A 26,997-nucleotide genomic window follows, 5' to 3' on the forward strand; every position below is an offset into this window, starting at 1 on the left:
CGCGCGCCGGGCGATCCTGAGCCGGATCAATGTCCGCGTCATTCCAGCCAGCGTCGACCCTGCAGTTCCAGCAGCAGTTGCGCCTGTTCCGGGCCGTTGCTGCCGGCCGGGTAGGGCCGCGGGCTCTGGTAGTGCTCGCGCCAGCCGGCGAGGATCGGGTCGACCCAACCCCAGGCGGCCTCTACCTCGTCGCGGCGCATGAACAGCGTCGAGTCGCCCTCGATCACGTCCAGCAGCAGGCGTTCGTAGGCGTCCCAGCGCCGCTTGTTGCGGCTGAGGGCCTCGGCCAGGTTGAGGTCCAGCTCCACCGGTTCCAGTTGCATGCCCTTGCCCGGGGTCTTGGCCATCAGTTGCACGCTGATCCGCTCCTCCGGCTGCAACCTTATCCACAGGCGGTTGGCCGGCCCGCCGCCGCCGTCGATCAGGCTGTGCGGCACCGGCTTGAACTGGATGACGATTTCCGAGCACTTGCGCGCCATGCGCTTGCCGGTGCGCAGGTAGAACGGCACCCCGGCCCAGCGCCAGTTCTCGACCTCGGCCTGGAGCGCGACGAAGGTCTCGGTATCGCTGTCGTTGTCGACGTTCTTCTCGAAGTAGTAGGCCGGCACCTCCTGGCCGCCAATCCTGCCGGCGGCGTACTGGCCGCGTACCGTCTTGTCCTGCACGTCGAGCCCGGAGATCGGCTTCAGCGCCTGCAGCACCTTGAGCTTCTCATTGCGCACAGCCTCGGCGTCGAAACGCACCGGCGCCTCCATCGCCACCAGGCAGAGCAACTGGAGCAGATGGTTCTGCACCATGTCGCGCATCGCCCCGGCGTGGTCGTAGTAGCCGCCGCGGTTCTCCACGCCAAGGGTCTCGTTGACGCTGATCTGCACATGGTCGATGTGCGCCGCGCGCCAGACCGGCTCGAACAACGCATTGGCGAAGCGCAGGGCCATCAGGTTCTGCACGGTTTCCTTGCCCAGGTAGTGGTCGATGCGGAACACCCGCGACTCGTCGAACACCCGGCCGATGGACTGGTTGATCGCCCGCGCCGAGTCCAGCGAATGGCCCAGCGGTTTTTCCAGCACGATGCGCGCTTGCGGCCCGGCGAGGCCGGCGATGGAGAGGTTCTGCGCGATCGGCGCGAACAGGCTCGGCGAGGTCGCCAGGTAGTGCACCAGCACCCGGCCCTCGCTGCTCTTCAGGTGCCGCGCGAGACGGCCGAAGTCGGCGCTCTGCGAGGCGTCCATGGCCAGGTAGTCGAGGCGCGCGGCGAAGCCTTTCCATTGTTCGGCGGCGAACTCGCTGCGCGTCACCACCGCGCGGACGTTGCGCTCGGCGAGGGCGAGGAAGGCGGCGTTGTCCAGCGCGCTGCGGGCGAGGGCGAAGATCCGCGTATCGGCCGGCAGGCGGTCCTCCCGGTGCAGGCGATAGAGCGCCGGCAGCAGCTTGTGCAGGGCCAGGTCGCCGGTACCGCCGAAGACCAGGATGTCGCAGGACGTTGGAGTGGCTGGTGTACTCAAGGCAAGCTCCCGACGGCGTTGGCTGGGCGTGGCTGACTGTTTGTAGTATAACTACAAGGTTACTACAGAGAATCGAGTCCAGCCTGTGAACCTGCTGCAGCACATAGCCCAGTCCCGCCAACAGCTCCGCAAGTCGGAACTCAAGGTCGCCGATCATGTTCTCAACGATCCGGCGTCGGTCATGCACAGCTCCATGGCCGAACTGGCCCATGGGGTCGGGGTCAGCGAGCCGACCATCGTGCGTTTCTGCCGCGCCATCGGCTGCAGCGGCTTCCAGGACCTCAAGCTGAAGCTGGCGCAGAGCCTGGCGGCCGGCGCCAGCTTCGGCCAGTTTTCGATCCACGAGAGCGACTCGGTGGCCGACTTCAGCCTGAAGATCTTCGACACCACGCTGCACAGCCTGATGGAAGTCCGCGAGCACCTGGACACCCACGCCCTGGAGCGCGCCATCGCCGCCATCGCCCACGCCCAGCGCGTGGAGTTCTACGGCTTCGGCGCTTCCGGCGCGGTGGCCTCGGATGCCCAGCACAAGTTCTTCCGCCTGCTGCTGTCGGCGGCGGCCTACTCCGACCCGCACATGCAGGCGATGTCGGCGGTGACGCTCAAGCCCAGCGACGTGGCCATCTGCATTTCCCAGTCGGGTCGCTCGAAGGACCTGCTGATCACCGCCAACCTGGTCCGCGAGGCCGGCGCCACGCTGATCACCCTGTGCCCGAGCCAGACCCCGCTGGCCGACCTGGCCACGGTCAATCTGGCGATCGACGTGCACGAGGACACCGACATCTACACCCCGCTGACCTCGCGCATCGCCCACCTGGTGGTGATCGACGTGCTGGCGATGGGCGTGGCCATGGCCCGCGGCCCGGACCTGGTCAACCACCTCAAGAGCGTCAAGCGCAGCCTGCGCAGCCTGCGCCTGTCGCCGAAGGTGATGAAGAACCAGGAAGAGCGCGGCGAGCCGTCCTGAGGCGCCGCCGGGAAGGCATAACGCAGTCTTCACCGGCCTGCCGCCAAACCGTCACATTGCTGCGCGATGCTCGCGACTCCAGCCAGTCGGCCATGGGAGACGCGAGATGCCCCGTCATAGCGATGCCAATGCCCAGCACGTGGATTCGAAAACCCGCCGCAAGCTCGAAGACCAGCGGCGCATGCAATTCCGCCGGGCGATCGAGGACCACTGCGAAGAACTGCGCCTGCGCCAGGAACTGGCCGACTACCCCGAGCTGGTAGCCGCCGCCTACCTCAGCTCGAACCGCCAGGGCCGGCGAAGCGCCCAGCGAGCTGGCTGATCAGCGCCCGCTCCTCGCGGACGAAGGCGACGAACGCCTGGGCCACCGGGCTCAGGCGCTTGCCCTTGGCGTGCACCAGGCACCAGCTGCGATAGAGCGGCAATTCCTCCACCGGTAGTTCGCGCAGCAGGCCGTTGGCCAGTTCCTGGTGCGCCGCATGGCGCGGCAGCAGGGCCAGGCCGAGGCCGGCGATCACCCCTTCGCGGAGGGACTCCAGCGAGGCGATCTCCTGGATCTGCGAGAAGTGCGCGCGGCGTTGCTGGAAGAACTCCTCGCAAGCCTTGCGGGTGCCGGAGCCCGGTTCGCGGACCAGTAGCGGGAAGGGCTCCAGGTCCTTCAGGGCCAGCTTCGCGGCGTTGCACAGCGGATGGTCCGGCGGCGCCACGGCGATGATCGGGTTGTTCAGGAAGGGCAGGAACTCCAGGGCCATGTCCTGCGGTACCAGGGACATGATCACCAGGTCGTCGCGGTTGTCGGCCAGGCGCTTGATCACCTGGGTGCGGTTGACCACCGTCAGGCTCAGGCTGACTTCCGGATGCAGGTTCTGGAACGCCTTGAACAGGTGCGGGGTGATGTACTTGGCGCTGGACTCCACCGCCAGGCGCAACTGGCCCTGCAGCGAGCCCTTCAGATCCGAGAGCTGCATGTCCAGGCTTTCCAGGCGCTGGAACAGGTCGGTGCTGGTCTTCAGCAGGGCTTCGGCGGCATCGGTCAGGTAGAGCTTCTTGCCGACGTACTCGAACAGCGGCTGGCCGACCAGCTCTTCCAGTTGGCGGATCTGCAGGCTGACCGCCGGCTGGGTCAAGGCCATTTCCTCCGCCGCCCGGCTGTAGGAGCGGCTCTCGCATACGGCACGGAAAACCTGAAGCTGCCGTAATGTCATACGCATCAACGACTTACGCATTCCAGTCACACTCTGACCGAGATCGGTCGGGCGACTATAAAGCTTTTCTAATGGCTATCCCAATAATTATTGATTTTTGTTAATCACCCTCGCGGGGGTAGGGTAAAAGTGCGACCGGGAGCTGCCTGCCGGTCATGCAGCGACCGGAATATCCGGATCGACCGTACCAGGTTCCCAACCCCGAAGAGGGAGACCTCCGTGATCAAGAAGATCCTGATCGCCAACCGCGGCGAGATCGCCGTCCGCATCGTGCGCGCCTGCGCCGAGATGGGCATCCGCTCGGTGGCCGTCTACTCCGAGGCCGATCGCCACGCGCTGCACGTCAAGCGCGCCGACGAAGCCCACAGCATCGGCGCGGACCCGCTGGCCGGCTACCTCAACCCGCGCGCCCTGGTGAACCTGGCGGTGGAAAGCGGCTGCGACGCCCTGCACCCCGGCTATGGCTTCCTCTCGGAAAATGCCGAGCTGGCGGAAATCTGCGCCGAGCGCGGTATCAAGTTCATCGGCCCGTCGGCGCAAGTGATCCGCCGCATGGGCGACAAGACCGAAGCCCGCCGCAGCATGATCGCCGCCGGCGTGCCCTGCACCCCCGGCACCGAAGGCAACGTCGCCGATCTCGCCGAGGCCCTGCGCGAAGCCGAGCGGATCGGCTACCCGGTGATGCTCAAGGCCACCTCCGGCGGCGGCGGCCGTGGCATCCGTCGCTGCAACAGCCGCGAGGAGCTGGAACAGGCGTTCCCGCGGGTGATCTCCGAGGCGACCAAGGCCTTCGGCAGCGCCGAAGTATTCCTCGAGAAGTGCATCGTCAATCCCAAGCACATCGAGGCGCAGATCCTCGCCGATTCCTTCGGCAACACCGTGCACCTGTTCGAGCGCGACTGCTCGATCCAGCGCCGCAACCAGAAGCTCATCGAGATCGCCCCGAGCCCGCAGCTCACCCCCGAGCAGCGCGCCTACATCGGCGATCTGGCGGTGCGCGCGGCCAAGGCGGTGGGCTACGAGAACGCCGGCACCGTGGAGTTCCTGCTCGCCGACGGCGAGGTGTACTTCATGGAGATGAACACCCGGGTCCAGGTGGAGCACACCATCACCGAGGAAATCACCGGCATCGACGTGGTCCGCGAGCAGATCCGCATCGCTTCCGGGCTGGAGCTGTCGGTCAAGCAGGACGACATCGTCCATCGCGGCTACGCCCTGCAGTTCCGCATCAACGCCGAGGACCCGAAGAACAACTTCCTGCCCTCGTTCGGCAAGATCACCCGCTACTACGCCCCCGGCGGCCCCGGCGTGCGTACCGACACGGCGATCTACACCGGCTACACCATCCCGCCGTACTACGACTCGATGTGCCTGAAGCTGATCGTCTGGGCGCTGACCTGGGAAGAGGCCCTCGATCGCGGCCTGCGCGCCCTTGACGACATGCGCGTGCAAGGGGTCAAGACCACCGCGCCGTACTACCAGGAAATCCTCCGCAACCCGGAATTCCGCAGCGGCCAGTTCAACACCAGCTTCGTCGAAAGCCACCCGGAACTGACCCAGTACTCGATCAAGCGCAACCCGTCGCACCTGGCCATCGCCATCGCCACCGCCATCGCGGCCCACGCCGGCCTGTAAGGGAAGGAGCAGAACATGAGCAACACCATCCAAGCGAAGAAGACCGGCGTCACCGATACCATCCTGCGCGATGCCCACCAGTCGCTGCTGGCGACCCGCATGCGCACCGAGGACATGCTGCCGATCTGCGACAAGCTCGACCGCGTCGGCTACTGGTCGCTGGAAGTCTGGGGCGGCGCGACCTTCGACGCCTGCGTGCGCTTCCTCAAGGAAGACCCGTGGGAACGCCTGCGCAAGCTCAAGGCAGCGCTGCCCAACACCCGCCTGCAGATGCTCCTGCGCGGGCAGAACCTGCTCGGCTACCGCCACTACAGCGACGATGTGGTGCGCGCCTTCGTGGCCAAGGCGGCGGTCAACGGCATCGACGTGTTCCGCATCTTCGACGCGATGAACGACGTGCGTAACCTGCGCGTCTCCATCGAGGCGGTGAAGGCCGCCGGCAAGCACGCCCAGGGCACCATCTGCTACACCACCAGCCCGGTGCACACCATCGAGGCCTTCGTCGCCCAGGGCAAGGCGATGGCCGACATGGGCGTCGACTCCATCGCCATCAAGGACATGGCCGGCCTGCTCACCCCCTATGCCACCGGCGACCTGGTCAAGGCCCTGAAGGACGCCCTGCCGCTGGACGTGGTGGTGCATTCCCATGACACCGCCGGTGTCGCCAGCATGTGCCAGCTGAAGGCCGTGGAAAACGGCGCCGACCGTATCGACACGGCGATCTCCAGCATGGCCTGGGGCACCAGCCACCCGGGCACCGAGTCGATGGTCGCGGCGCTGCGCGGCACCCCCTACGACACCGGCCTGGACCTGGAGCTGATCCAGGAGATCGGCATGTACTTCCACGCGGTGCGCAAGAAGTACCACCAGTTCGAGAGCGAATTCACCGGCGTGGATACCCGCGTGCAGGTCAACCAGGTGCCGGGCGGGATGATTTCCAACCTGGCCAACCAGCTCAAGGAGCAGGGCGCGCTGAACCGTATGGGCGAGGTGCTCGAGGAAATCCCGCGGGTCCGCGCCGACCTCGGTTTCCCGCCGCTGGTGACGCCGACTTCGCAGATCGTCGGCACCCAGGCGTTCTTCAACGTGCTCGCCGGCGAGCGCTACAAGACCATCACCAACGAGGTGAAGCTGTATCTGCAAGGCCGCTATGGCAAGGCTCCCGGCGAGGTCAACGAGCAACTGCGGCGCCAGGCCATCGGCAGCGAGGAAGTCATCGACGTGCGCCCGGCCGACCTGATCAAGCCGGAGCTGAACAAGCTGCGCAGCGAGATCGGCAACCTGGCCAAGTCCGAGGAAGACGTACTCACCTACGCGATGTTCCCGGACATCGGGCGCAAGTTCCTCGAAGAGCGTGAGGCCGGCACCCTGAAGCCCGAGGAACTGCTGCCGATTCCCACCGGCAAGGGCGTCGCCGCCGCCGGCGCGGAAGGCACCCCGACCGAGTTCGTCATCGACGTGCACGGCGAGACCTACCGCGTCGACATCACCGGGGTCGGCGTGAAGAGCGACAACAAGCGGCACTTCTACCTGTCCATCGACGGCATGCCGGAAGAAGTGGTGTTCGAGCCGCTCAACGAATATGTCGCCGGCTCCGCCAGCGGCCGCAAGCATGCCAGCGAGCCGGGCCACGTCAGCACCACCATGCCGGGCAACATCGTCGACGTGCTGGTGAAGGAAGGCGATAGCGTCAAGGCCGGCCAGGCGGTGTTGATCACCGAGGCGATGAAGATGGAAACCGAGGTCCAGGCCGGCATCGCCGGTACGGTCAAGGCGATCCACGTGGCCAAGGGCGACCGGGTCAACCCGGGCGAGATCCTGATCGAGATTGCGGGCTGACCGCGACAGACGGTTAAAGTCCCTGGGGGAGCATGATGCTCCCCTTTTTTTATCGGCATCGGTTGCCGCGTCGGCTGGCTGTTCGCCCTGCCAGGGTGCGCCCGGCGCGCGCGCCGCCTAGAATGCCGCCTCTGCCCAACGGCGCGTCGCGCCGCAGGCGCTGACTATCGGGAAGTCCAGGTGTCGTCCTCTCCAGCTCAAACGCCCAGCCGCCGGCCCTCGCTGCTCGGCGGTTCGATGATCATCGCCGGCACCGCCGTCGGTGCCGGAATGTTCTCCCTGCCCATCGCCATGTCCGGCATCTGGTTCGGCTGGTCGGTGGCGGTGTTCCTGCTCACCTGGTTCTGCATGCTGCTGTCGGGGATGATGATCCTCGAGGCCAACCTCAACTACCCGGTGGGCTCGAGCTTCTCGACCATCACCCGCGACCTGCTCGGCCAGGGCTGGAATGTGGTCAACGGGCTGAGCATCGCCTTCGTCCTCTATATCCTCACCTATGCCTATATCTCCGGCGGCGGCTCGATCATCGGCTACACCCTGTCCAGCGGCCTCGGCGTGACCCTGCCGGAAAAGCTCGCCGGGCTGCTGTTCGCCTTGGCGGTGGCGCTGGTGGTGTGGTGGAGCACCCGCGCGGTGGACCGCATCACCACGCTGATGCTCGGCGGCATGATCATTACCTTCGGCCTCTCCATCAGCGGCCTGCTCGGGCGCATCCAGCCGGCGATCCTGTTCAACAGCGGCGAGCCGGACGCGGTCTACTGGCCCTACCTGCTGGCGACCCTGCCGTTCTGCCTGACTTCCTTCGGTTACCACGGCAACGTGCCGAGCCTGATGAAGTACTACGGCAAGGACCCGCAGCGGATCAGCCGTTCGCTGTGGATCGGCACCCTGATCGCCCTGGCCATCTACCTGCTGTGGCAGGCCAGCACCCTGGGCACCATCCCGCGCGAGCAGTTCAAGGGCATCATCGCCGGCGGCAGCAACGTCGGCACCCTGGTGGAATACCTGCACCGGATCACCGCGTCGGATTCGCTGAACGCGCTGCTCACCACCTTCTCCAACCTGGCGGTGGCCAGCTCCTTCCTCGGCGTGACCCTCGGCCTGTTCGACTACCTGGCCGACCTGTGCAGGTTCGACGACAGCCACTTCGGGCGCTTCAAGACCGCGTTGCTGACCTTCGTCCCACCGACCATCGGCGGGCTGCTGTTCCCCAACGGCTTCATCTACGCCATCGGTTTCGCCGGGCTGGCCGCGGCGTTCTGGGCGGTGATCGTTCCGGCGCTGATGGCGCGGGCCTCGCGCAAGCGCTTCGGCAGCCCGCTGTTCCGCGCCTGGGGCGGCACGCCGGCGATCGTGCTGGTGCTGCTGTTCGGCGTGGCCAACGCGGTCGCGCACATCCTGGCCAGCCTGCACTGGCTGCCGGAGTACCGTTGAGCGACCGGCAGTCCCTGCCAGGGGCTAGTCGCGCAGCGCCTCCAGCGTCTGCCGCTGGCGGCCTTCGGCGTCGAAGTTGGAAGGATCGAGCCAGCGCTCGAACGCCGCCTGTCGCGCCGGCCATTCGCTGTCGAGCAGGGAGAACCAGGCGGTGTCGCGGTTGCGCTGCTTGACCACCATGTGCTGGCGGAAGGTGCCTTCGTAGGTGAAGCCCAGGCGCTCGGCGGCGCGCATCGAACGGGCGTTGCCGGCATTGCACTTCCACTCCAGGCGGCGGTAGCCGAGGCGGCCGAGGGCGAGTTCGGCGAGCAGGTAGACCGCCTCGGTAGACCCCGGTGTGCGCTGCATCGGCGCGCCGAAGGCGATATGGCCGATTTCGATGACGCCATCCTTCGGCGTGATCCGCAGGTAGCTGAGCAGGCCGACGGCGCGCTGCGTGCGCCGCTCGCGCACGGCGAAGAACAGCGGGTCGCGGCTGGCCGCCTGGCCGGCCAGCCAGGCGTCGAACGCCGGGCGCTCGGCGAACGGGCCGTAGGCCAGGTATTCCCACAGCAACGGGTCGGCGCCAGGCCCTTGCAGGGCGTCCCACAGGTCGTCGCCGTGGCGTTGCGGATCGAGCGGTTCGAGCTTGACGAAGCGGCCGTCGAGCGGGGCGTGGGGTGGAGTGGCGACGGGGCGCCAGTTCAAGGGTTCGCGCATGGTGGGCCTCAGAGAATCCTGCGGTACTGGAGGAAACCGGACTTGTCGGCGATGCGCTCGTACAGCTTCATCGCGTCGCTGTTGCTCTCGTGGGTCAGCCAGTGCACCCGCGAACAGCCAGCGGCGCCGGCCTCGGCGTAGACATGCTCGATCAGCCGGCGCCCTATGCCTTCGCCGCGCAGGCCCTCGGCGACGAACAGGTCCTGCAGGTAGCAGTAGTCGCCGACGGTCCAGCAGGAGCGGTGGTAGATCCAGTGCACCAGGCCCACGGCGCGCTCGTCGAGCCAGGCGAGGGCGGCGTTCATCGGTTCGTCGGCGTCGAGGAAGCGCTGCCAGGTGGCGTCGCTGGTAGCGGCGGCGATCTCGGTCTTGTAGAAGCGCTGGTAGCCCTCCCACAGCGGCAGCCAGGCGGCGTGGTCGGCGGCGCCGACGGGACGAATCTGCAGGGACGTGCTCATGGCTCGGTTCCATGTCCGGATAAAGGTGCCTCCAGACTAGGCCGGGAAATGGTCCGCTAGAAGATCCATTGCTGGTCAATTCCACAGGTCCAATCCACACTGGCGCTTTCTTCCCTCCGAGACCGCCATGGCCACCGTACTGCCCTTCGACGCCGCCGGCATCCACCTCGACCCCGCCCAGGGCCTGGCCCGCCAGCTCTACGCCGCGCTGCGCGAACGGATCCTCGACGGCCGCCTCGGCAGCCGCACGCGGATGCCCGCCAGCCGTGAGCTGGCCCAGGCCCTGAAGGTCTCGCGCAACACCGTGGTGCGGGCCTATGAACAGTTGCACGCCGAGGGCTATATCGACGGGCGCACTGGCGACGGCACCTACGTTGCCGAGTTGCAGGAGATCCCAGGCAGGGCCCCCGCCGTCGCCCCGAGCGCTCCCGCGCCGCGCGGCCCGGCGGCCCTGGCGCCGCCGCCGGAAGGCGCGCCGCGAGCGTTCCGCGTCGGCGTGCCGGCCTTCGACCTGTTCCCCTTCGACACCTGGGCGCGGCTACAGGCGCGCTTCTGGCGCAACCCGCCGGCGGACTGCCTGGGCTACGGCGACCCGGCCGGCGAGGCGCGCCTGCGCGAGCTGATCGCCGCCTATCTGCGCAGCGCTCGCGGCCTGCGCTGCGAGGCGGAACAGGTGATCGTCACCCATGGCGCGCAGCAGGCCATCCGCCTGTGCGCCCAGGTGTTGCTCGAGAACGGCGATCCGGTGGCTGTGGAAAACCCCGGCTACCGCGCGGCGCGCCTGGCCTTCGCCGCGACCGGCGCGGTACCGCACGGGATCGACATCGACGCCGAGGGCCTGCGCAGCGACCGGCTCGCGGGCATTGCCGGCTGCCGCCTGGCCTATGTCACGCCGTCGCACCAGTACCCCACCGGCGTCACCCTGTCGCTGGCGCGGCGCCTGGAGCTGCTGGAGTGGGCCGAACGCGCCGACGGCTGGATCGTCGAGGACGACTACGACGGCGAGTATCGCTACAGCGGTACGCCGCTGGCGCCGCTGGCCGCGCTGGACCGACAGGGCCGGGTGCTCTACGTCGGGACCTTCTGCAAGATCGCCTTCCCGGCGTTGCGCCTGGGCTACCTGGTGGTCCCGCCGGCGCTGGTCGAGCGCTTCCGCCAGCGGCGGGCCATCGAGGTACGCCATTCGGAGGTGGGCACCCAGCGGGTCATGGCCGACTTCATCGCCGAGGGGCATTTCCAGCGCCACGTCCGCCGCATGCGCCGCGCCGCCCGCGCCCGCCGCGACGCCTTGCTGCGGGGCTGGCCAGAGGCGCCGGGTTGCCAGCCGTTGCCGGCGGTGGAGGCGGGGCTGCACCTGTGCGTGCGGGTCGACAGCCTGGCGCGGGAGCGGGCCCTGATCGCCGCAGCGGCAGCCGCCGGGGTGGAAATCAGCGCCTTGAGCGACTACTGGATGGACGACTCCAGCGTTGCGCCAGACGACCGCGCGGGCCTGGTGCTGGGCTTCGCGGCAGTACCCGAGGCGCGTATCGACGAAGCGCTGCGGGCGTTGCGCAAGGCCTGGCAGCGGGAGGCCCTGGTTGGACCCGTCGTCGCGACTGACTAGAATGCCCCCGGATCACCCTCGCGCCCAGGAGTAGCCATGAGTGTCGCCCTTTCCGCCGCGCCCGAGCGCAAGCTCGCCGCCCCCCTGATCGCCTTCGCCCTGCTGGTGCTCGGCGGGCTGTTCCTGTTCAACGCGGTCAGCGCGCGCCAGGCCATCCTCTTCATCGTCGGCGGCGCCCTGGGCCTGACCCTCTACCACGCCGCCTTCGGCTTCACCTCCGCCTGGCGGGTATTCATCCGCGAACGGCGCGGCGCCGGGCTGCGCGCGCAGATGGTGATGCTGGCGCTGGCGGTGCTGCTGTTCTTCCCGGCGCTGGCGGCGGGCAGCCTGTTCGGCCAGCCGGTGAGCGGTTTCGTCTCGCCGGTCGGCACTTCGGTGATCGTCGGCGCCTTCATTTTCGGCATCGGCATGCAACTGGGCGGCGGCTGCGCCTCCGGCACCCTGTTCACCGTCGGCGGCGGCAACGCGCGGATGCTGGTGACCCTGCTGTTCTTCATCCTCGGCTCGCTGATCGCCACCCAGCATGTCGGCTGGTGGTTCGCCCTGCCGTCGCTGCCGCCGATCTCGCTGGTCGCCGAACTGGGCCTGGCACCGGCGCTGGTGTTGAGCCTGGCGGTGTTCATCGGCATCGCCGGGGTCACGGTACGCATGGAGAAGGCCCGCCACGGCACCCTGGAAACCCCGCCGAGCGCCGAATGGCGCGGCTGGCGGCGCTTCCTCCGCGGCCCCTGGCCGCTGGTCTGGGGCGCGCTGGCGCTGGCGCTGCTCAACTTCCTCACCCTGTACCTCGCCGGACGCCCCTGGGGCATCACATCGGCCTTCGCCCTGTGGGGCGCGAAGATCGCCCAGGGCGTGGGCCTGGACGTCGGCGCCTGGGCCTTCTGGCAGACGCCGGCGAACGCCAAGGCGCTGGCCGCGCCGCTGTGGGAAGACATCACCAGCGTGATGGACATCGGCATCGTCCTCGGCGCGCTGCTCGCCGCCGGCCTGGCCGGACGCTTCGCGCCGAACCTGGACATCCCGCGCCGTTCGCTGGCGGCGGCGGTGATCGGCGGGCTGCTGCTCGGCTACGGCGCGCGCCTGGCCTATGGCTGCAACATCGGCGCGTATTTCAGCGGGATCGCGTCCGGCAGCCTGCATGGCTGGTTGTGGTTGGTGGCGGCGTTTGCCGGCAACAGCGTCGGGGTACGGGTATTGAGGCCTTATTTCTTCCCGGAGGAGCGGCGGGAGCAAGGGTTGACGGGGTGTTGAGAGGGGATATGCCTTCGTAGGACGTATGACGCGGACGTTATCCACAGGTGAGCGCAGCCACACAACACCTCGGCAACGGGGAAGATCTGCGGGCCGTTAGTGGATGGTGAAAAAAAGAAGGGACACCGCAGGTCGCCGTGTCCCTCAGAGTGTAGAGAGGGAAAGTTGGTATCCCTCTCGACCGGTGAGCGTGGCGCCGCGGCTGGGCCGGGGCGCCGGGTATAAAAGAAGGGATGAAGGGTATCCATCCCTAAAGGTCGAGGGGGTAGTACTCCCCCTCTACCGGTGAGCCTTCTTCGATCGGCTGTGCTGCGGCCCGGCTGCGTCGACAGCCGGACCTGGGCGCGCTCGATCTCGTATCGGATCAGGCGCGCAGCGGAATCAGGCGCGGCGCGATCATGTTTTCCGGCAGCAGGATGTCGGCCAGGGTGGCTTCGTCCAGCAGCTTTTCCTCGCGTACCAGTTCCAGTACGCCGCGGCCGCTCTCCAGGGCGGTCTTGGCGATCCGCGTGGAGTTCTCGTAGCCGATGTACGGGTTCAGCGCGGTGACCAGGCCGATGCTGTGCTCGACCAGTTCGTGGCAGCGCTCGACGTTGGCGGTGATGCCGGTGATGCAGTGCTCGCGGAGCATGTCCATGGCGCGTTGCAGCAGGCGGATCGAGTCGAAGATCTTGTAGGCGATCAGCGGCTCCATCACGTTCAGTTGCAACTGGCCGCCTTCGGCCGCCAGGGTCAGGGCGAGGTCGTTGCCGATCACTTCGAAGGCGACCTGGTTGACCGCTTCCGGGATCACCGGGTTGACCTTGCCCGGCATGATCGAACTGCCCGGCTGGCGCGGCGGCAGGTTGATCTCGTTGATGCCGGTGCGCGGGCCGCTGGAGAGCAGGCGCAGGTCGTTGCAGATCTTCGACAGCTTGACCGCGGTGCGCTTGAGCATGCCGGAGAACAGCACGAAGGCGCCCATGTCGGAGGTGGCTTCGATCAGGTCGGCGGCCGGTTTCAGCGGCTGCCCGCTGATGGCGGCCAGGCGCTCGACGGCGAGCTTCTGGTAGCCGGGGTCGGCGTTGATGCCGGTGCCGATGGCGGTGCCGCCGAGGTTCACTTCGGTGAGCAGCTCCGGCGCCAGGCGACGCAGGCGGTCGAGGTCTTCGCCGAGGGTGGTGGCGAAAGCGTGGAATTCCTGGCCGAGGGTCATCGGCACGGCGTCCTGCAACTGGGTGCGGCCCATCTTCAGTACGCCGGCGAATTCGACGCCCTTGGCGGCGAAGGCCTGGATCAGGCTGTCGAGGCTGGCCAGCAGGGTGTCGTGGCCGAGCAGCAGGCCCAGGCGGATGGCGGTCGGGTAGGCGTCGTTGGTCGACTGCGCCATGTTCACATCGTTGTTCGGGTGCAGGTACTTGTACTCACCCTTGGTGTGGCCCATGGCTTCCAGCGCGATGTTCGCGATCACTTCGTTCGCGTTCATGTTGGTGGAGGTGCCGGCGCCGCCCTGGATCATGTCCACCACGAACTGCTCGTGGAAATCGCCGCGGATCAGGCGGGCGCAGGCCTCGCTGATGGCGGCGTGCTTGTCTTCCGGGAGATGGCCGAGCTGACGGTTGGCGTCGGCGGCGGCCTGCTTGACCATGGCCAGGGCAACGACCAGCTTCGGGTAGTGCGACAGCGGCACCCCGGAGAGGCGGAAGTTGTTCACGGCGCGCAGGGTCTGGATGCCGTAGTAGGCGTCAGCGGGCACTTCGAGGGTGCCGAGCAGGTCTGTCTCGATACGGGAAGATGCAACGGGGGACATGACGGGATTTGTCTCAGAGGGACACGGCCAGTGCCGCGATGCCCACTAGACTAAGGATGTGACGATTTCGTGGCCAATGCTGTTAAACGCTGCCTCATGCACAAACGGCATAATGTTGGATGTGACGCTGGTATGATGGCGGACGTGTCATCGCATTACCGGAGCCTTTCCCGTCGTGAACCTCGAACTGAAGTGGCTGGAGGATTTCATCGCCCTGGCCGGCACCCGCAGCTTTTCCCAAGCGGCGGAGAAGCGCTTCGTCACCCAGCCGGCCTTCAGCCGGCGCATTCGCAGCCTGGAGGACGCCCTCGGCCTGACCCTGGTGAATCGCCAGCGCACGCCGGTGGAACTGACCGAGGCCGGGCAGCTGTTCCTGGTCACCGCGCGCAGCGTGGTCGAGCAGCTCGGCCAGGTGGTGCGCCACCTGCACCACCTGGAAGGCGGGCAGGGCGAGGTGCTGCAGTTCGCCGCCGCCCACTCGCTGGCGCTGGGCTTCTTCCCGCAGTGGATCGCGCGGCTGCGCAACGAGGGGCTGAACATCGCCAGTCGGCTGATCGCCACCAACGTCGGCGAGGCGGTGCATTCCCTGCGCGAGGGTAGCTGCGACCTGATGCTGGCGTTCTACGACCCTGACGCCGCGTTGCAGATGGATCCGGAGATCTTCCCCTCGCTGCACCTGGGGCGCACCGAGATGCTGCCGGTCTGCGCGGTGAACGCCGAGGGCCAGCCGCTGTTCGACCTGGAGAACGGCCAGAGCGTGCCGCTGCTCGCCTACAGCGCCAGCGCCTTCCTCGGTCGCGGGGTCAACCTGCTGCTGCGCCAGCGCAACCTGCGCTACACCACGGTCTACGAGACGGCGATGGCCGACAGCCTGAAGAGCATGGCGCTGCAAGGCATGGGCGTGGCCTGGGTGCCGCGGCTGAGCGTGGTCAACGAACTGGAACGCGGCGAGCTGGCGATCTGTGGCGGGCCGCAATGGTTCGTGCCGCAGGAAATCCGCCTGTACCGCTGCGCGCTGGTGCGCAAGGCGGCGATCCGCCTGCTCTGGCGCAAGCTGGAAGGTGGGCTGGGCAGCGTCGAGTAGACAGGCAAGGGCGGCGCCGGGGCGCCGCCCCGCAAGTCACATCTCGAGGACGATGCGCCCCTCGATCTGCCCGGCGCGCATCTGGTCGAGGATCTGGTTGATGTCGTCCAGCTTGCCCGGATGGATGGTCGCCTTGACCAGGCCTTCGCCGGCGAAGTCCAGGGCTTCCTGAAGGTCCGCGCGGGTGCCGACGATGGAGCCGGCGATGTGCAGGCCCTTGAGCACCACGTCGAAGATCGGCGTCGGGAAGTCGCCCGGCGGCAGGCCGACCAGGGCGATGGTGCCGCCGCGGCGGGCCATGCCGATGGCCTGGCCGAAGGCGCTGTTGGATACCGCTGTGACCAGCACCCCGTGGGCGCCGCCGATGTCGCGCTGGAGCGCCTCCACCGGGTCTTCCTGCCGGGCGTTGACCGTCAGGCTGGCACCGAGCTTGCGCGCCAGGTCCAGCTTGGCGTCGTCGATGTCGACGGCGGCGACGTGCAGGCCCATGGCCCTGGCGTACTGCACGGCGACGTGGCCGAGGCCGCCGATGCCGGAGATCGCCACCCACTGGCCGGGGCGCGCGTTGGTCTGCTTGAGCCCCTTGTAGACGGTGACGCCGGCGCAGAGGATCGGCGCGATTTCAGCGAATTCGACGTTTTTCGGCAGAATTCCGACGTAGTTCGGGTCGGCCAATACGTATTCGGCATAGCCGCCGTTCACCGAGTAGCCGGTGTTCTGCTGGCTCTCGCAGAGGGTCTCCCAGCCGGTCAGGCAGTGCTCGCAGCAGCCGCAGGCGGTGTACAGCCAGGGGATGCCGACCCGGTCGCCTTCCTTCACCCGGGTCACTCCGCTGCCCACCGCGGCGACGTAGCCGACGCCTTCGTGACCGGGAATGAACGGCAACGGCGGCTTCACCGGCCAGTCGCCCTCGGCGGCGTGCAGGTCGGTGTGGCAGACGCCGGAGGCTTCGATCTTCACCAGTACCTGCCCGGGGCCGGGCAGCGGAACCTTGACTTCCTCGATCCGCAGCGGCGCGCCGTAGGCGTGCACGACCGCGGCTTTCATGGTCTGTGGCAGGGTCATGGTCATCTCCTTGGACGGGGCTGAGCGCCTGTCGCGGTGCCTTTGACGGGCACCGCGACAGGCTGCGGAACCGGCGCGGCCGCCGCTCCCTCGGAGCGCGCCGCGACAACCAGTCTGGCCGCTCGTGGCAGGCGCGCATTGAGTTGCGGCAAGTTTCCCGCCATGGCGCGAAAAAACGGGACGGACGGTAGCCCCCGGCGCGCGCCCGGCCTGCCTTTGCGGTATACTGCGCCGCCTTCGAACCGGCACTGCCCGCCGGCTCGGCCCAGTACAAGCCACGCCCCTCGACGAAGCGTGGCTTGTTGGTTTCTGACGCGCCGGACGGCGCATTTGAGAGAGGCACGACGATGAGCGCACTGGTTGGCGTGATCATGGGTTCCAAATCGGACTGGAGCACCCTCAGTCACACCGCGGACATGCTGGACAAGCTGGGCATCCCCTACGAAGTGAAGGTGGTTTCCGCCCACCGCACCCCGGACCTGCTCTTCCAGTACGCCGAGGAAGCCGAAGGCCGCGGCCTCGAAGTGATCATCGCCGGCGCTGGCGGCGCCGCCCACCTGCCGGGCATGTGCGCGGCCAAGACCCACCTGCCGGTACTCGGCGTGCCGGTACAGTCGTCGATGCTGTCGGGTGTCGACTCGCTGCTCTCCATCGTGCAGATGCCCGCCGGCGTACCGGTCGCCACCCTGGCCATCGGCAAGGCCGGCGCGGTCAACGCGGCGCTGCTCTCGGCGAGCATCCTCGGCGCCAAGCACCCGCAGTACCACGAGGCGCTGAAGCAGTTCCGCGCCAACCAGACCGAAACCGTGCTGGACAATCCCGACCCGCGCGATGCGTGAGACAGGCTCTGAGAAGGTAAGGCTCGAACCATGAAAATCGGTGTCATCGGTGGCGGCCAGCTGGGCCGCATGCTGGCCCTGGCGGGAACCCCGCTGGGCATGAACTTCGCTTTCCTCGACCCGGCGCCGGACGCCTGCGCGGCCTCCCTGGGCGAGCACATCCGCGCCGACTACGGCGACCAGGAGCACCTGCGGCAACTGGCCGACGAGGTCGACCTGGTGACCTTCGAGTTCGAGAGCGTGCCGGCGGAAACCGTGGCCTTCCTCTCCCAGTTCGTGCCGGTCTACCCGAACGCCGAGTCGCTGCGCATCGCCCGCGACCGCTGGTTCGAGAAGTCGATGTTCAAGGACCTCGGCATTCCCACCCCGGACTTCGCCGACGTCCAGTCCCAGGCTGACCTCGATGCCGCCGCGGCCGCCATCGGCCTGCCGGCGGTGCTCAAGACCCGCACCCTGGGCTACGACGGCAAGGGCCAGAAGGTCCTGCGCCAGCCGGCCGACGTGCAGGGCGCGTTCGCCGAACTGGGCAGCGTGCCGTGCATCCTCGAGGGCTTCGTGCCGTTCACCGGGGAAGTCTCGCTGGTGGCGGTGCGCGCCCGTGATGGCGAGACGCGTTTCTACCCGCTGGTGCACAACACCCACGACAGCGGCATCCTCAAGCTCTCCGTGGCCAGCAGCGCGCATCCGTTGCAGGCGCTGGCCGAGGACTACGTCGGCCGCGTGCTGGCCCGGCTCGACTACGTCGGCGTGCTGGCCTTCGAGTTCTTCGAGGTGGACGGCGGCCTGAAGGCCAACGAGATCGCCCCGCGCGTGCACAACTCCGGGCACTGGACCATCGAAGGCGCCGAGTGCAGCCAGTTCGAGAACCACCTGCGCGCCGTCGCCGGCCTGCCGCTGGGCTCGACCGCCAAGGTCGGCGAGAGCGCGATGCTCAATTTCATCGGCGCAGTGCCCCCGGTGGCTCAGGTGGTCGCCGTCGCCGATTGCCACCTGCATCACTACGGCAAGGCCTTCAAGAACGGCCGCAAGGTCGGCCACGCCACCCTGCGCTGTGCCGACCGGGCGACGCTGCAGGCGCGCATCGCCGAGGTCGAGGCGCTGATCGAGGCGTGAGCGATTGCCGTCCGCCCATCCTTGGGTTGGCGGGCGGCACTGAACCCAAGGCTTTTCTACACTGTCCCATGGCAGGCGCAATACATGCGCATACACCCGTAAGGAGGGACTGTCATGGGATTAATCGGAACCATCATCGTCGGACTGATCGTTGGTCTCGTTGCACGCTTTCTGAAGCCAGGTGACGACAGCATGGGCTGGATCATGACCATCCTGCTCGGCATCGGCGGTTCGCTGCTGGCCACCTACGGCGGCCAGGCGATCGGCTTCTACCAGGCCGGCCAGGCGGCCGGTTTCATCGGCGCGGTGGTCGGCGCCGTCGTACTGCTGGTCATTTACGGCCTGATCAAGAAGAATTGATGGCTCTGGCCGGCCCCCGCGGGGGCCGGCGTTTCCTCACTTCGCCGGTATTCCCGCCATCATGCGCCGCTTCCCGTTCGCCCGCCTGTTGCTGCTCGCCCTGTTGTCCTCACCCCTGGCCCACGCCGAACTGCCCGAGACCGACTGGCTGGAACTGATGCCGCCGGCCGACCGCAAGGCGCTGGAAGAAATGCCCGACATCATTCACGACACCCCGGAGGCCGCCGGCACCTTCACCAGCAAGGGTGGCCTGAAGCAGTCGGACCGAAAGATGCCGGCGGTGATGTATTCGGCCAAGACCGTCGCCAGCCTGGATGGCAAGGCGATCCGCCTCGGCGGCTACCCGGTGCCGCTGGAGAACGACGCCAAGGGCCGCGTCACCGAATTCTTCCTGGTGCCCTATCCGGGCGCCTGCATCCACGTGCCGCCGCCGCCGCCGAACCAGATCGTCCTGGTGCGTTATCCACAGGGGCTGAAGCTGACCGATATCTACACCCCGCTGTGGGTCAGCGGCACGCTGAAGATCGAGCAGGTGAGCAATGACCTGGCCGATGCCGCCTACGCCATCGACAAGGCGCGGGTGAAGGTGGTGGAGGAAGCGGACCTGTAGGGCCGGCACCTGCGCAACGGTTCATGGCGGACGACGCGAGCCGCCCCGTCCGCTCGCCGTTCCGCTCAGGGCCGTTTCAGCGGCTCGCTCCAGATCTGCACGCCAAAGCTTTCGCTGCGCCCGGGGGCGACCACCATGAGGTCGTCCCAGACCCGCCCGGTCTCGATGCAGAGCATCTGCTGCCAGGCGTCGTCGGCGAACTGCGAGAGACGCCGGGACTTGTCCACCCAGGGATTCCAGACCACCGCCGAGCGCGAGTCGAGGGCGTGCAGGTGGATGCTGCGTTCCCAGCGCGGGTCCTTGATCAGCAGGTCGCGTTCGAGACCGAGGTAGATGCGGTCCAGTTCGCCTTTGACCCGTACCGCGCCGTGCTGGGTGCGTTCTTCCCAGTTCTCCAGGGTCTCGATGTAGCGCGCGCCTTCCAGGCCCTCGATGGCGATCTCGCGGCTGTCGCTGACCGCGAAGTAGGTGTGGAGTGCCTGGCTGAGCACCAGCGGCTTGCTGCCGAGGTTCTCGCTGGTGAGTCGCAGGGTCAGGCGCTCGCCGAAGCGGAACAGCATGCGCAGCGCCGCCGGGTGCGGCCAGCCGGGGAGGCCATCGGGGGCGTCGAGGCGGAAGCTGACGCAGAGGTCGCCGTCCTCCTCGGCGATGTCGTCGATTTCCCAGTCGACCGCCCGGACCAGCCCGTGGGCAGGCGCCTTCAGGCCATCTTCCACCTGGCCGCGGACTTCCTGCGGGTTGCGCTCCAGCGGACCGAACCACGGCCAGCACACCGGCACCCCGCCGCGTACCGACTGCCCGCGCCGGTAGCCGGCCTCGTCGCTGAGCCAGACCAGCGGCGGCTGTTCGTGGGGCTGGTAGCTGAGCAGTTGCGCGCCCTGCTGGGCGATCAGCGCCTCGCCATGGGCGGTGTGGATGCGCCAGCAGGCCAGGTCGTCGACCTGTACCTGTTCGACGCGGTTGATCGGGCTATCGGTGCTCATGGCGGTCTCCGGGACGCGAATGGATGGCAGCAGTATCACCGATCCATTTTATCGCCGGCAGTTCCCCCGGATAGCGCCAACGAAGACGCGGCCCGTAGGCCGCGTCGGTTGTTGCCGGTGGTTCAGGCCGCGCGGAACAGGTTGTGCGGGTCGATGACGAATTTCTTCGGCACCCCGGCGTCGAACTCGCCGTAGCCTTTCGGCGCATCGTCGAGGGTGATGACTTCCACCCCGACGATGTCGGCGATCTTGATCCGGTCCCACATGATCGCCTGCATCAGCTGGCGGTTGTACTTCATCACCGGGGTCTGGCCGGTATGGAAGCTGTGCGACTTGGCCCAGCCCAGGCCGAAGCGGATGCTCAGGGCGCCGTGCTTGGCGGCCGCGTCCACCGCGCCCGGGTCTTCGGTGACGTACAGGCCGGGGATGCCGATCTTGCCGGCGACCCGGGTGATGCCCATCAGCGAGTTGAGCACGGTGGCCGGGGCTTCCTGCTGCGAGCCTGAATGGCCGTGGCCGCGCGCCTCGAAACCGACCGCGTCGACCGCGCAGTCGACCTCCGGCTCGCCCAGCAGAGCGGCGATCTGTTCGTGCAGCGGGGTGTCCTTGGACAGGTCGGCGATCTCGAAGCCCTGTTTCTTGGCATGGGCCAGGCGGGTCGGGTTGACGTCGCCGACGATCACCACCGCCGCGCCGAGCAGGCGTGCCGAGGCCGCCGCGGCCAGGCCGACCGGACCGGCGCCGGCGATGTAGACCGTGCTGCCCGGGCCGACGCCGGCGGTGACCGCGCCGTGGTAGCCGGTGGGGAGGATGTCCGAAAGGCAGGTCAGGTCGCGGATCTTCTCCATCGCCGCTTCGCGGTTGGGCAGTTTCAGCAGGTTGAAGTCGGCGTAGGGCACCAGCACGTATTCGGCCTGGCCGCCGACCCAGCCGCCCATGTCGACGTAGCCGTAGGCGCCGCCGGCCCGCGCCGGATTGACCGTCAGGCAGACGCCGGTGTGCTGTTCCTTGCAGGTACGGCAGTGGCCGCAGGCGACGTTGAACGGTACCGAGACCAGGTCGCCGATCTTCATGGTTTCCACGCCACGCCCGATCTCCACCACCTCGCCGGTGATCTCGTGGCCCAGCACCAGGCCTTCCGGCGCGGTGGTGCGGCCGCGCACCATGTGCTGGTCGGAGCCGCAGATGTTGGTGGAGACCACCCGCAGGATCACCCCGTGGTCGATCTGCCGGCCCTGCGGGTCCTGCATCTTCGGATAGGGAATGTTCTGCACCTCGACCTTGCCCGGGCCGAGATAAACCACACCACGATTGCCAGACATACGCGTTTCCTCTTTGTCGTTGTGGGTACAAATGCGCGGCGTCCACGGCCGCGCGGCTTTGCACTGGAAAGTCGTCTGTTGCGCGACAGGGCCGGAGAATGCTGGCAGCCGGCGGGCTGTCGGTGTTGCTCGGGACGCGAGGCCGTGGGAAGCGCCCCTCTCCCTGGCGCTCTTCCTTCAGCGAGGGTTGGGGAGAGAGGGCGCGCTTACAGCACCACGGTCCGATTGGCGTTGAGGAATACCCTCCGCTCGATGTGGTAGCCCACCGCCCGCGCCAGGGTCAGGCACTCGATGTCGCGGCCCTTGGCGATCAGGTCCTCGGGGTAGTGGGCGTGGTCGACCGTCTCGACGCCCTGGGCGATGATCGGCCCTTCGTCGAGGTCGTTGTTGATGTAGTGGGCGGTGGCGCCGACCAGCTTCACGCCCTTCTGGTAGGCCTGGTGGTACGGCTTGGCGCCCTTGAAGCCGGGCAGCAGGGAGTGATGGATGTTGATCGCCCAGCCGTCCAGGCGCCGGCACAGTTCCGGCGACAGCACCTGCATGTAGCGAGCGAGGATCACCAACTCGGCGCCACTCTCTTCGAGTACCTGCCAGACCCTGGCTTCCTGGGCCGGCTTGTCGTTCGGGTCGAGCGGGAAGTGGTGGTAGGGAATGCCGTGCCAGCGCGCCAGCGGCTCCAGGTCCGGGTGATTGGAAATCACTGCCACCACGTCCATCGGCAACTGGCCGATGCGCTGGCGGTAGAGCAAGTCGTTCAGGCAGTGGTCGGCCTTGGAAACCATGATCGCCACCTGGCTGCGGTAGCCCGGCGCGGTCAGCTCGGTACGCATGCCGAACGGTGCCACCCGTTCGGCCAGTCCGGCGTGGAAGGAGGCTTCGTCGAAGCCGTCGCCGGCGCGGAACTCCACGCGGATGAAGAAGCGTTGCGCCAGGCGGTCGTCGAACGAGTGGTGCTCGGTGACGTAGCAGCGCTGCTCGAAGAGGTAGCGCGTCACCACGTCGACGGTGCCCAGCAGGCTGGGACTGTCGGCGGTGAGGATCCAGGTGTCGGGGGTACGGCTCATCGCGAGGCTCCGGGTCCGGTATCCCCTCCCGGGGAGCGGGGAAGGCTACTCATGCCGCTACCTGCAGGCCGTATTCGGCGCTGGCGTCCTGCAACCAGAGCCAGAAGTAGTCGGCGAAGCTGCGGCGCACGACCAGCTCCCAGGTGTCCTCGCCGGTATGGCGGATCACGCATTGCGACTTGGCGAAGATGCTGCCGACCGCCTTGCCCACCGGGAAGTTGCTCGGATGCACGTCGTAGCTGGTGGATTTCATCAGCAGTTCGCGGACGTTCGCTCCGCTCAGTTCGAGCAGTGTCTGCCCGCCGCTGACGTTGACCACCGCGTAGTGCAGCTCCTCGCCCAGGGCCTGGCGCAGGCGCTGTTCGACGGCATATTCCTCGCCGCCGGGGACGATCAGCAACCATTCGTCCGGGGCCAGCCATTGCAGCGAGGTCTCGCCGCTGGCGACCAGGGTCAGGGCCACCGGCAGTTCCAGGCCGAGGGCCTGGTGCACGGCGGCGGCGAAGGCCGGGTCGGCGGCATCGCCGCGCAGCACCAGGTGGCCGAGCAGCTTCTTCTCGCGCAGGACGATACCGGCCTTCGCGGCGGTCTTGCCGGCGAGCTTGTGCAGCTCGGCATGGTGCAGCGGCGATTCGGCGTGGACGCCGGGTTCGGGGCGTTGCTGGTAGACGTTTGCCTTGCTCATTCGTTTTCACCTTGGGGCGCCGCGCGCCCTGGTAGCCTGTCTGCCTTCTCCCTTCGGGGAGAGGGCCGGGGAGAGGGGCGAGCCCCTCTCCGGTCAATCCACGTTCTGCCGTTCCCCTTTCGGGTCGTAGAACACCGAGGAACAGATCTCCGCCTCGATGAAGCGGCCGTCCGCCAGCGGCGCGTAGACCTTCTGGCCCATGCGCTTGAGGCCGCCTTTCACCACCGCCAGGGCGAAGCCGTGGCCGAGGCTGGCGCTCATGTAGCTGGAGGTGACGTGGCCGACCATCTTCATCGGGATCGCCTGCTGGGTGTCGAACACCAGTTGCGCGCCTTCGGGCAGTACCTCCTGCGGGTTGCTCGGCCTGAGTCCGACCAGTTGCTTGCGATCCTCGCGCAGGCAGTCGGCGCGGTTCATGCCGCGCCAGCCGATCCAGGAGAACGGCTTGCTGCGGCCCACCGCCCAGCCCATGTTGAGATCGTCCGGGGTGACCGAGGCATCGGTGTCCTGGCCGACGATGATGAAGCCCTTCTCGGCGCGCAGGACGTGCATGGTCTCGGTGCCGTAGGGCGTCAGGCCGTACTTCGCGCCGTGCTCGGCGAGCGCTTCGAGCACGCCCATGGCGTAGTCGGCCTGGACGTTCACCTCGTAGCTCAGCTCGCCGGTGAAGGAGATGCGGAACACCCGCGCCGGCACCCCGGCGACCTTGCCTTCCTTCCAGGTCATGAAGGGGAAGGCATCCTTGTCCAGGTCGATGTCGGTGACTTCGGCGAGCAGCTTGCGGCTGTTCGGGCCGGACAGGGTGAGGGTCGCGTAGTGGTCGGTGACCGAGGTGAAGTACACCTTCAGCTCCGGCCATTCGGTCTGGTGGTACAGCTCCAGCCACTCCAGTACGCGGGCGGCGCCGCCGGTGGTGGTGGTCATGACGAAGTGGTTGTCGGCCAGGCAGGCGGTCACGCCGTCGTCGAAGACCATCCCGTCTTCCTTGCACATCAGGCCGTAGCGCGCCTTGCCGACGTCGAGCTTGGTCCAGGCGTTGGTGTAGACCCGGTTGAGGAACTCCCGCGCGTCCGGGCCCTGGATGTCGATCTTGCCCAGGGTCGAGGCGTCGAGCAGGCCGACCGCCTCGCGCACCGCGCGGCATTCGCGGGCCACGGCGGCGTGCATGTCCTCGCCCCGGCGCGGGAAGTACCACGGCCGCTTCCACTGGCCGACGTCTTCGAACTCGGCGCCGTTCTTCACGTGCCAGGCGTGCAGGGCGGTGAAGCGCACCGGTTCGAACAGGTGCCCGCAGTGGCGGCCGGCGACGGCGCCGAAGGTCACCGGGGTGTAGTTCGGACGGAACATGGTGGTGCCGGTGTCGGCGATGCTCTTGCCCTGGGCCCGCGCGGCGATCGCCAGGCCGTTGATGTTGCCCAGCTTGCCCTGGTCGGTGCCGAAGCCCAGCGCGGTGTAGCGCTTGACGTGCTCGATGGACTCGAAGCCCTCGCGGCAGGCCAGTTCGATGGCGGCGGCGGTGACGTCGTTCTGCGGATCGACGAACTGCTTCGGTGCGCGTGCCGTGGGCTTCTCGTGGGGCACCTGGAACAGCGCGACGGACGCTTCCTCGCGGCGCGGCTGGACCTTCGGCAGGCTGCCGGCGGCGGTCTTGTAGCCGGCGTCGAGGGCGGCGCGACTCCCGGCCTGGTAGCCGTCGGCGAGCACCTCGGCGAGCCCGAACACGCCGTTCACGGCGCCGGCGCAGATGCGCTTCTGCAGGCCTTCGCCGGGGACGAAGGCGAGGATTTCCTCGCGCCACTCCGGCTTGCCGCCCAGGTGCGAGGCCAGGTGCACGACCGGGCTGTAGCCGCCGGAGCTGGCGATCAGGTCGCAGTCCAGCCATTCGCCGCCGCTGGCGCGCATGGCCTGCAGGTCGATCCGGGCGACCTTGGCGCCGCTGACCCGCTTGCCGCCGCGAGCCTCGATCACCGAACTGCCAGTGATCACCCGCATACCGCGTTGGCGTGCTTCCTCGACCCACTCGCCGCGCGGATTGGCCCGAGCGTCGGCGATGGCCACCACTTGCAGGCCGGCTTCCTGCCAGTCGAGGGCGACGCGGTAGGCGTAGTCGTTGTTGGTGGCCAGCACCAGTTTCTTGCCCGGTGCCACGCCGTAGCGCCGTACATAGGTGGAAACCGCGCCGGCGAGCATGTTGCCGGGCAGGTCGTTGTTGCCGTAGACCAGCGGCCGCTCATGGGCGCCGGCGGCCAGTACCACGCGCTTGGCGCGTACGCGGTGCACGCGCTGGCGGACCTGGCCGAGCGGGGCGACCTCGCCGAGGTGGTCGGTGCGCCGCTCGTGGATGGTGAGGAAGTTGTGGTCGTGGTAGCCGTTGACCGTGGAGCGCGGTAGCAGGATGACTTCCGGCAGGCCTTGCAGCTCGGCCACGGCGTCCGCGACCCACTCGGCGGCGGGCTTGCCGTCGAGGGTCTCGCGGGTGTCCAGCAGGCTGCCGCCGAACTCTTCCTGCTCGTCGGCGAGAATCACCCGCGCGCCGCTGCGAGCGGCGGCGAGGGCGGCGGCCAGGCCGGCCGGGCCGCCGCCGACCACCAGCACGTCGCAGTGGTGGTTCATCCAGTCGTAGCTGTCCGGATCGACCTCGGTCGGCGCGCGGCCCAGGCCGGCGGCCTTGCGGATGTACTTCTCGTAGGTCATCCACATCGACTGCGGGTACATGAAGGTCTTGTAGTAGAAACCAGGCGGCATCAGCTTGCCGCCGACCTTGCCGAAGATTCCCATCAGGTCGTTCTGCACGTTCGGCCAGCCGTTGGTACTGGTGGCCACCAGGCCGCCGTAGAGGGCCTGCTGGGTGGCGCGTACGTTGGGGATCTGGGTGGCTTCGCGGGAGCCGATCTGCAGGATCGCGTTGGGCTCCTCGGCGCCGGCGGCGACGATGCCGCGCGCCCGCGAGTACTTGAAGCTGCGGCCGACGATGTCGACGCCGTTGGCCAGCAGCGCGGCGGCCAGGGTGTCGCCGGCATAGCCCTGGTAGTGCTGGCCGTTGAAGCTGAAGGTCAGCGGGCGGTTGCGGTCGATGCGGCCGCCGCTGGACAGGCGATTGATCTGGCTCATGCCGGTTCCCCTTGTACGGCGGGTTTCTTCTCACCGTCGGCGACGACGCTGGGCTGCTCGCCGATCAGGTAGGTCTCGAGGATCTCGTAGGTCACCGTATGGCGGGTGACGTTGAAGTACTTGCGGCAGCCGGCGGCGTGCACCCACAGCTCGTGATGGAGGCCGCGCGGGTTGTCGCGGAAGAACATGTAGTCGCCCCATTCCTCGTCGCTGCAGGCGTTCGGGTCGAGCGGGCGCGGGATGTGGGCCTGACCCTTGGCGTGGAATTCCTCTTCGGAACGCAGTTCGCCGCAGTGGGGGCAGAAGATATTCAGCATTTTGTAGCCTCCGGAAACTGTTCTTGCCGGTTGACCGGCACCCTCTTCCTGACGGGCGA

General features: G+C 67.8%; 24 protein-coding genes. 12 read left to right on the forward strand and 12 right to left on the reverse strand.

Annotated elements, in window-relative coordinates; genetic code table 11:
- Positions 1 to 38 precede the first annotated feature (38 nt).
- The gene (zwf, locus tag AC4OR5_RS02025) at positions 39 to 1,505 is read right to left on the reverse strand and encodes a glucose-6-phosphate dehydrogenase (protein WP_034029131.1); all 1,467 of its coding nucleotides are present in this window, start codon (positions 1,503 to 1,505) and stop codon (positions 39 to 41) included.
- Positions 1,506 to 1,590: 85 nt separating this feature from the next.
- Between zwf and hexR the strand changes: the two genes are divergently transcribed.
- Both hexR and AC4OR5_RS02035 read left to right on the forward strand, forming a co-directional pair.
- Entirely contained in the window at positions 1,591 to 2,472 is an 882-nt protein-coding gene (gene hexR, locus AC4OR5_RS02030; RefSeq protein WP_003096857.1) for a transcriptional regulator HexR, read from the forward strand.
- A gap of 106 nt (positions 2,473 to 2,578) precedes the next feature.
- A complete protein-coding gene (locus AC4OR5_RS02035; RefSeq protein WP_003105559.1) occupies positions 2,579 to 2,794 on the forward strand; it encodes a PA3496 family putative envelope integrity protein in 216 nt (71 codons plus the stop codon).
- Here AC4OR5_RS02035 and pycR read toward each other — a convergent pair.
- Positions 2,748 to 3,683 (reverse strand): LysR family transcriptional regulator PycR, encoded by a 936-nt coding sequence (pycR, locus tag AC4OR5_RS02040; protein WP_003121355.1) that lies wholly within the window; start codon positions 3,681 to 3,683, stop codon positions 2,748 to 2,750. The genes AC4OR5_RS02035 and pycR overlap by 47 nt on opposite strands.
- 213 nt (positions 3,684 to 3,896) lie before the next feature.
- On the opposite strand from pycR, the gene AC4OR5_RS02045 reads away from it, so the two are divergent.
- The 3 genes from AC4OR5_RS02045 (at position 3,897) to mtr (ending at position 8,585) form a co-directional block, all read left to right on the forward strand.
- Positions 3,897 to 5,312, forward strand: a complete 1,416-nt coding sequence (locus tag AC4OR5_RS02045) for an acetyl-CoA carboxylase biotin carboxylase subunit (RefSeq protein WP_003096848.1) — start codon at positions 3,897 to 3,899, stop codon at positions 5,310 to 5,312.
- A 15-nt stretch (positions 5,313 to 5,327) separates the two neighbouring features.
- A complete protein-coding gene (gene oadA, locus AC4OR5_RS02050) occupies positions 5,328 to 7,151 on the forward strand; it encodes a sodium-extruding oxaloacetate decarboxylase subunit alpha (protein ID WP_003105555.1) in 1,824 nt (607 codons plus the stop codon).
- 180 nt (positions 7,152 to 7,331) lie between these two features.
- A complete protein-coding gene (gene mtr, locus AC4OR5_RS02055; RefSeq protein ID WP_003096841.1) occupies positions 7,332 to 8,585 on the forward strand; it encodes a tryptophan permease in 1,254 nt (417 codons plus the stop codon).
- 24 nt (positions 8,586 to 8,609) lie between these two features.
- Here mtr and AC4OR5_RS02060 read toward each other — a convergent pair whose 3' ends face one another.
- Both AC4OR5_RS02060 and AC4OR5_RS02065 read right to left on the reverse strand, forming a co-directional pair.
- Complete coding sequence (locus AC4OR5_RS02060; RefSeq protein WP_003096837.1) at positions 8,610 to 9,284, reverse strand: GNAT family N-acetyltransferase; 675 nt, start codon at positions 9,282 to 9,284, stop codon at positions 8,610 to 8,612.
- Positions 9,285 to 9,292: 8 nt separating this feature from the next.
- Positions 9,293 to 9,742, reverse strand: coding sequence for a GNAT family N-acetyltransferase (locus AC4OR5_RS02065; RefSeq protein WP_003142089.1), 450 nt, complete (start codon positions 9,740 to 9,742; stop codon positions 9,293 to 9,295).
- A 127-nt stretch (positions 9,743 to 9,869) separates the two neighbouring features.
- Between AC4OR5_RS02065 and pdxR the strand changes: the two genes are divergently transcribed.
- On the forward strand, positions 9,870 to 11,345 hold the full coding sequence (gene pdxR, locus AC4OR5_RS02070; RefSeq protein ID WP_058159805.1) for a MocR-like pyridoxine biosynthesis transcription factor PdxR: 1,476 nt from the start codon (positions 9,870 to 9,872) through the stop codon (positions 11,343 to 11,345).
- A 36-nt stretch (positions 11,346 to 11,381) separates the two neighbouring features.
- Positions 11,382 to 12,596, forward strand: a complete 1,215-nt coding sequence (locus tag AC4OR5_RS02075) for a YeeE/YedE family protein (RefSeq protein ID WP_003106317.1) — start codon at positions 11,382 to 11,384, stop codon at positions 12,594 to 12,596.
- A gap of 364 nt (positions 12,597 to 12,960) precedes the next feature.
- Here AC4OR5_RS02075 and aspA read toward each other — a convergent pair whose 3' ends face one another.
- Positions 12,961 to 14,385, reverse strand: a complete 1,425-nt coding sequence (gene aspA / locus AC4OR5_RS02080; protein WP_058159803.1) for an aspartate ammonia-lyase — start codon at positions 14,383 to 14,385, stop codon at positions 12,961 to 12,963.
- 175 nt (positions 14,386 to 14,560) lie between these two features.
- Between aspA and AC4OR5_RS02085 the strand changes: the two genes are divergently transcribed.
- Positions 14,561 to 15,469, forward strand: a complete 909-nt coding sequence (locus AC4OR5_RS02085; protein WP_003096819.1) for a LysR substrate-binding domain-containing protein — start codon at positions 14,561 to 14,563, stop codon at positions 15,467 to 15,469.
- Between the two features lie 36 nt (positions 15,470 to 15,505).
- On the opposite strand, the gene adhP is transcribed toward AC4OR5_RS02085, so the two are convergent.
- Positions 15,506 to 16,534: an alcohol dehydrogenase AdhP gene (gene adhP, locus AC4OR5_RS02090; protein WP_058159801.1), complete on the reverse strand. Its 1,029-nt coding sequence runs from the start codon at positions 16,532 to 16,534 to the stop codon at positions 15,506 to 15,508.
- A 347-nt stretch (positions 16,535 to 16,881) separates the two neighbouring features.
- Here adhP and purE point away from each other — a divergent pair, with 347 nt between their 5' ends.
- From purE to AC4OR5_RS02110, 4 genes are all read left to right on the forward strand, one after another.
- Entirely contained in the window at positions 16,882 to 17,373 is a 492-nt protein-coding gene (purE, locus tag AC4OR5_RS02095; protein ID WP_003106314.1) for a 5-(carboxyamino)imidazole ribonucleotide mutase, read from the forward strand.
- 30 nt (positions 17,374 to 17,403) lie between these two features.
- The gene (locus AC4OR5_RS02100; protein WP_003117624.1) at positions 17,404 to 18,486 is read left to right on the forward strand and encodes a 5-(carboxyamino)imidazole ribonucleotide synthase; all 1,083 of its coding nucleotides are present in this window, start codon (positions 17,404 to 17,406) and stop codon (positions 18,484 to 18,486) included.
- A 114-nt stretch (positions 18,487 to 18,600) separates the two neighbouring features.
- Positions 18,601 to 18,846: a GlsB/YeaQ/YmgE family stress response membrane protein gene (locus tag AC4OR5_RS02105; protein WP_003096795.1), complete on the forward strand. Its 246-nt coding sequence runs from the start codon at positions 18,601 to 18,603 to the stop codon at positions 18,844 to 18,846.
- A gap of 61 nt (positions 18,847 to 18,907) precedes the next feature.
- Positions 18,908 to 19,456 carry a DUF3299 domain-containing protein gene (locus AC4OR5_RS02110; RefSeq protein WP_003117625.1) on the forward strand — a complete coding sequence of 183 codons (549 nt, stop codon included), beginning with the start codon at positions 18,908 to 18,910 and terminating at the stop codon, positions 19,454 to 19,456.
- Positions 19,457 to 19,521: 65 nt separating this feature from the next.
- Here AC4OR5_RS02110 and AC4OR5_RS02115 read toward each other — a convergent pair whose 3' ends face one another.
- From AC4OR5_RS02115 to AC4OR5_RS02140, 6 genes are all read right to left on the reverse strand, one after another.
- Positions 19,522 to 20,478, reverse strand: coding sequence for a D-hexose-6-phosphate mutarotase (locus tag AC4OR5_RS02115; protein WP_016852274.1), 957 nt, complete (start codon positions 20,476 to 20,478; stop codon positions 19,522 to 19,524).
- Positions 20,479 to 20,561: 83 nt separating this feature from the next.
- Positions 20,562 to 21,761, reverse strand: a complete 1,200-nt coding sequence (gene fdhA, locus AC4OR5_RS02120) for a formaldehyde dehydrogenase, glutathione-independent (RefSeq protein WP_003096788.1) — start codon at positions 21,759 to 21,761, stop codon at positions 20,562 to 20,564.
- Positions 21,762 to 21,967: 206 nt separating this feature from the next.
- A complete protein-coding gene (locus tag AC4OR5_RS02125) occupies positions 21,968 to 22,825 on the reverse strand; it encodes a formyltetrahydrofolate deformylase (protein ID WP_058159799.1) in 858 nt (285 codons plus the stop codon).
- A 49-nt stretch (positions 22,826 to 22,874) separates the two neighbouring features.
- On the reverse strand, positions 22,875 to 23,510 hold the full coding sequence (gene soxG / locus AC4OR5_RS02130) for a sarcosine oxidase subunit gamma (RefSeq protein WP_003096784.1): 636 nt from the start codon (positions 23,508 to 23,510) through the stop codon (positions 22,875 to 22,877).
- A gap of 93 nt (positions 23,511 to 23,603) precedes the next feature.
- Positions 23,604 to 26,621, reverse strand: coding sequence for a sarcosine oxidase subunit alpha (locus tag AC4OR5_RS02135; RefSeq protein ID WP_003162069.1), 3,018 nt, complete (start codon positions 26,619 to 26,621; stop codon positions 23,604 to 23,606).
- Positions 26,618 to 26,938 (reverse strand): sarcosine oxidase subunit delta, encoded by a 321-nt coding sequence (locus AC4OR5_RS02140; protein ID WP_003096781.1) that lies wholly within the window; start codon positions 26,936 to 26,938, stop codon positions 26,618 to 26,620. The genes AC4OR5_RS02135 and AC4OR5_RS02140 overlap by 4 nt, the downstream gene beginning before the upstream one ends.
- Positions 26,939 to 26,997 lie beyond the last annotated feature (59 nt).

This window comes from Pseudomonas sp. YA1 (assembly GCF_058680555.1).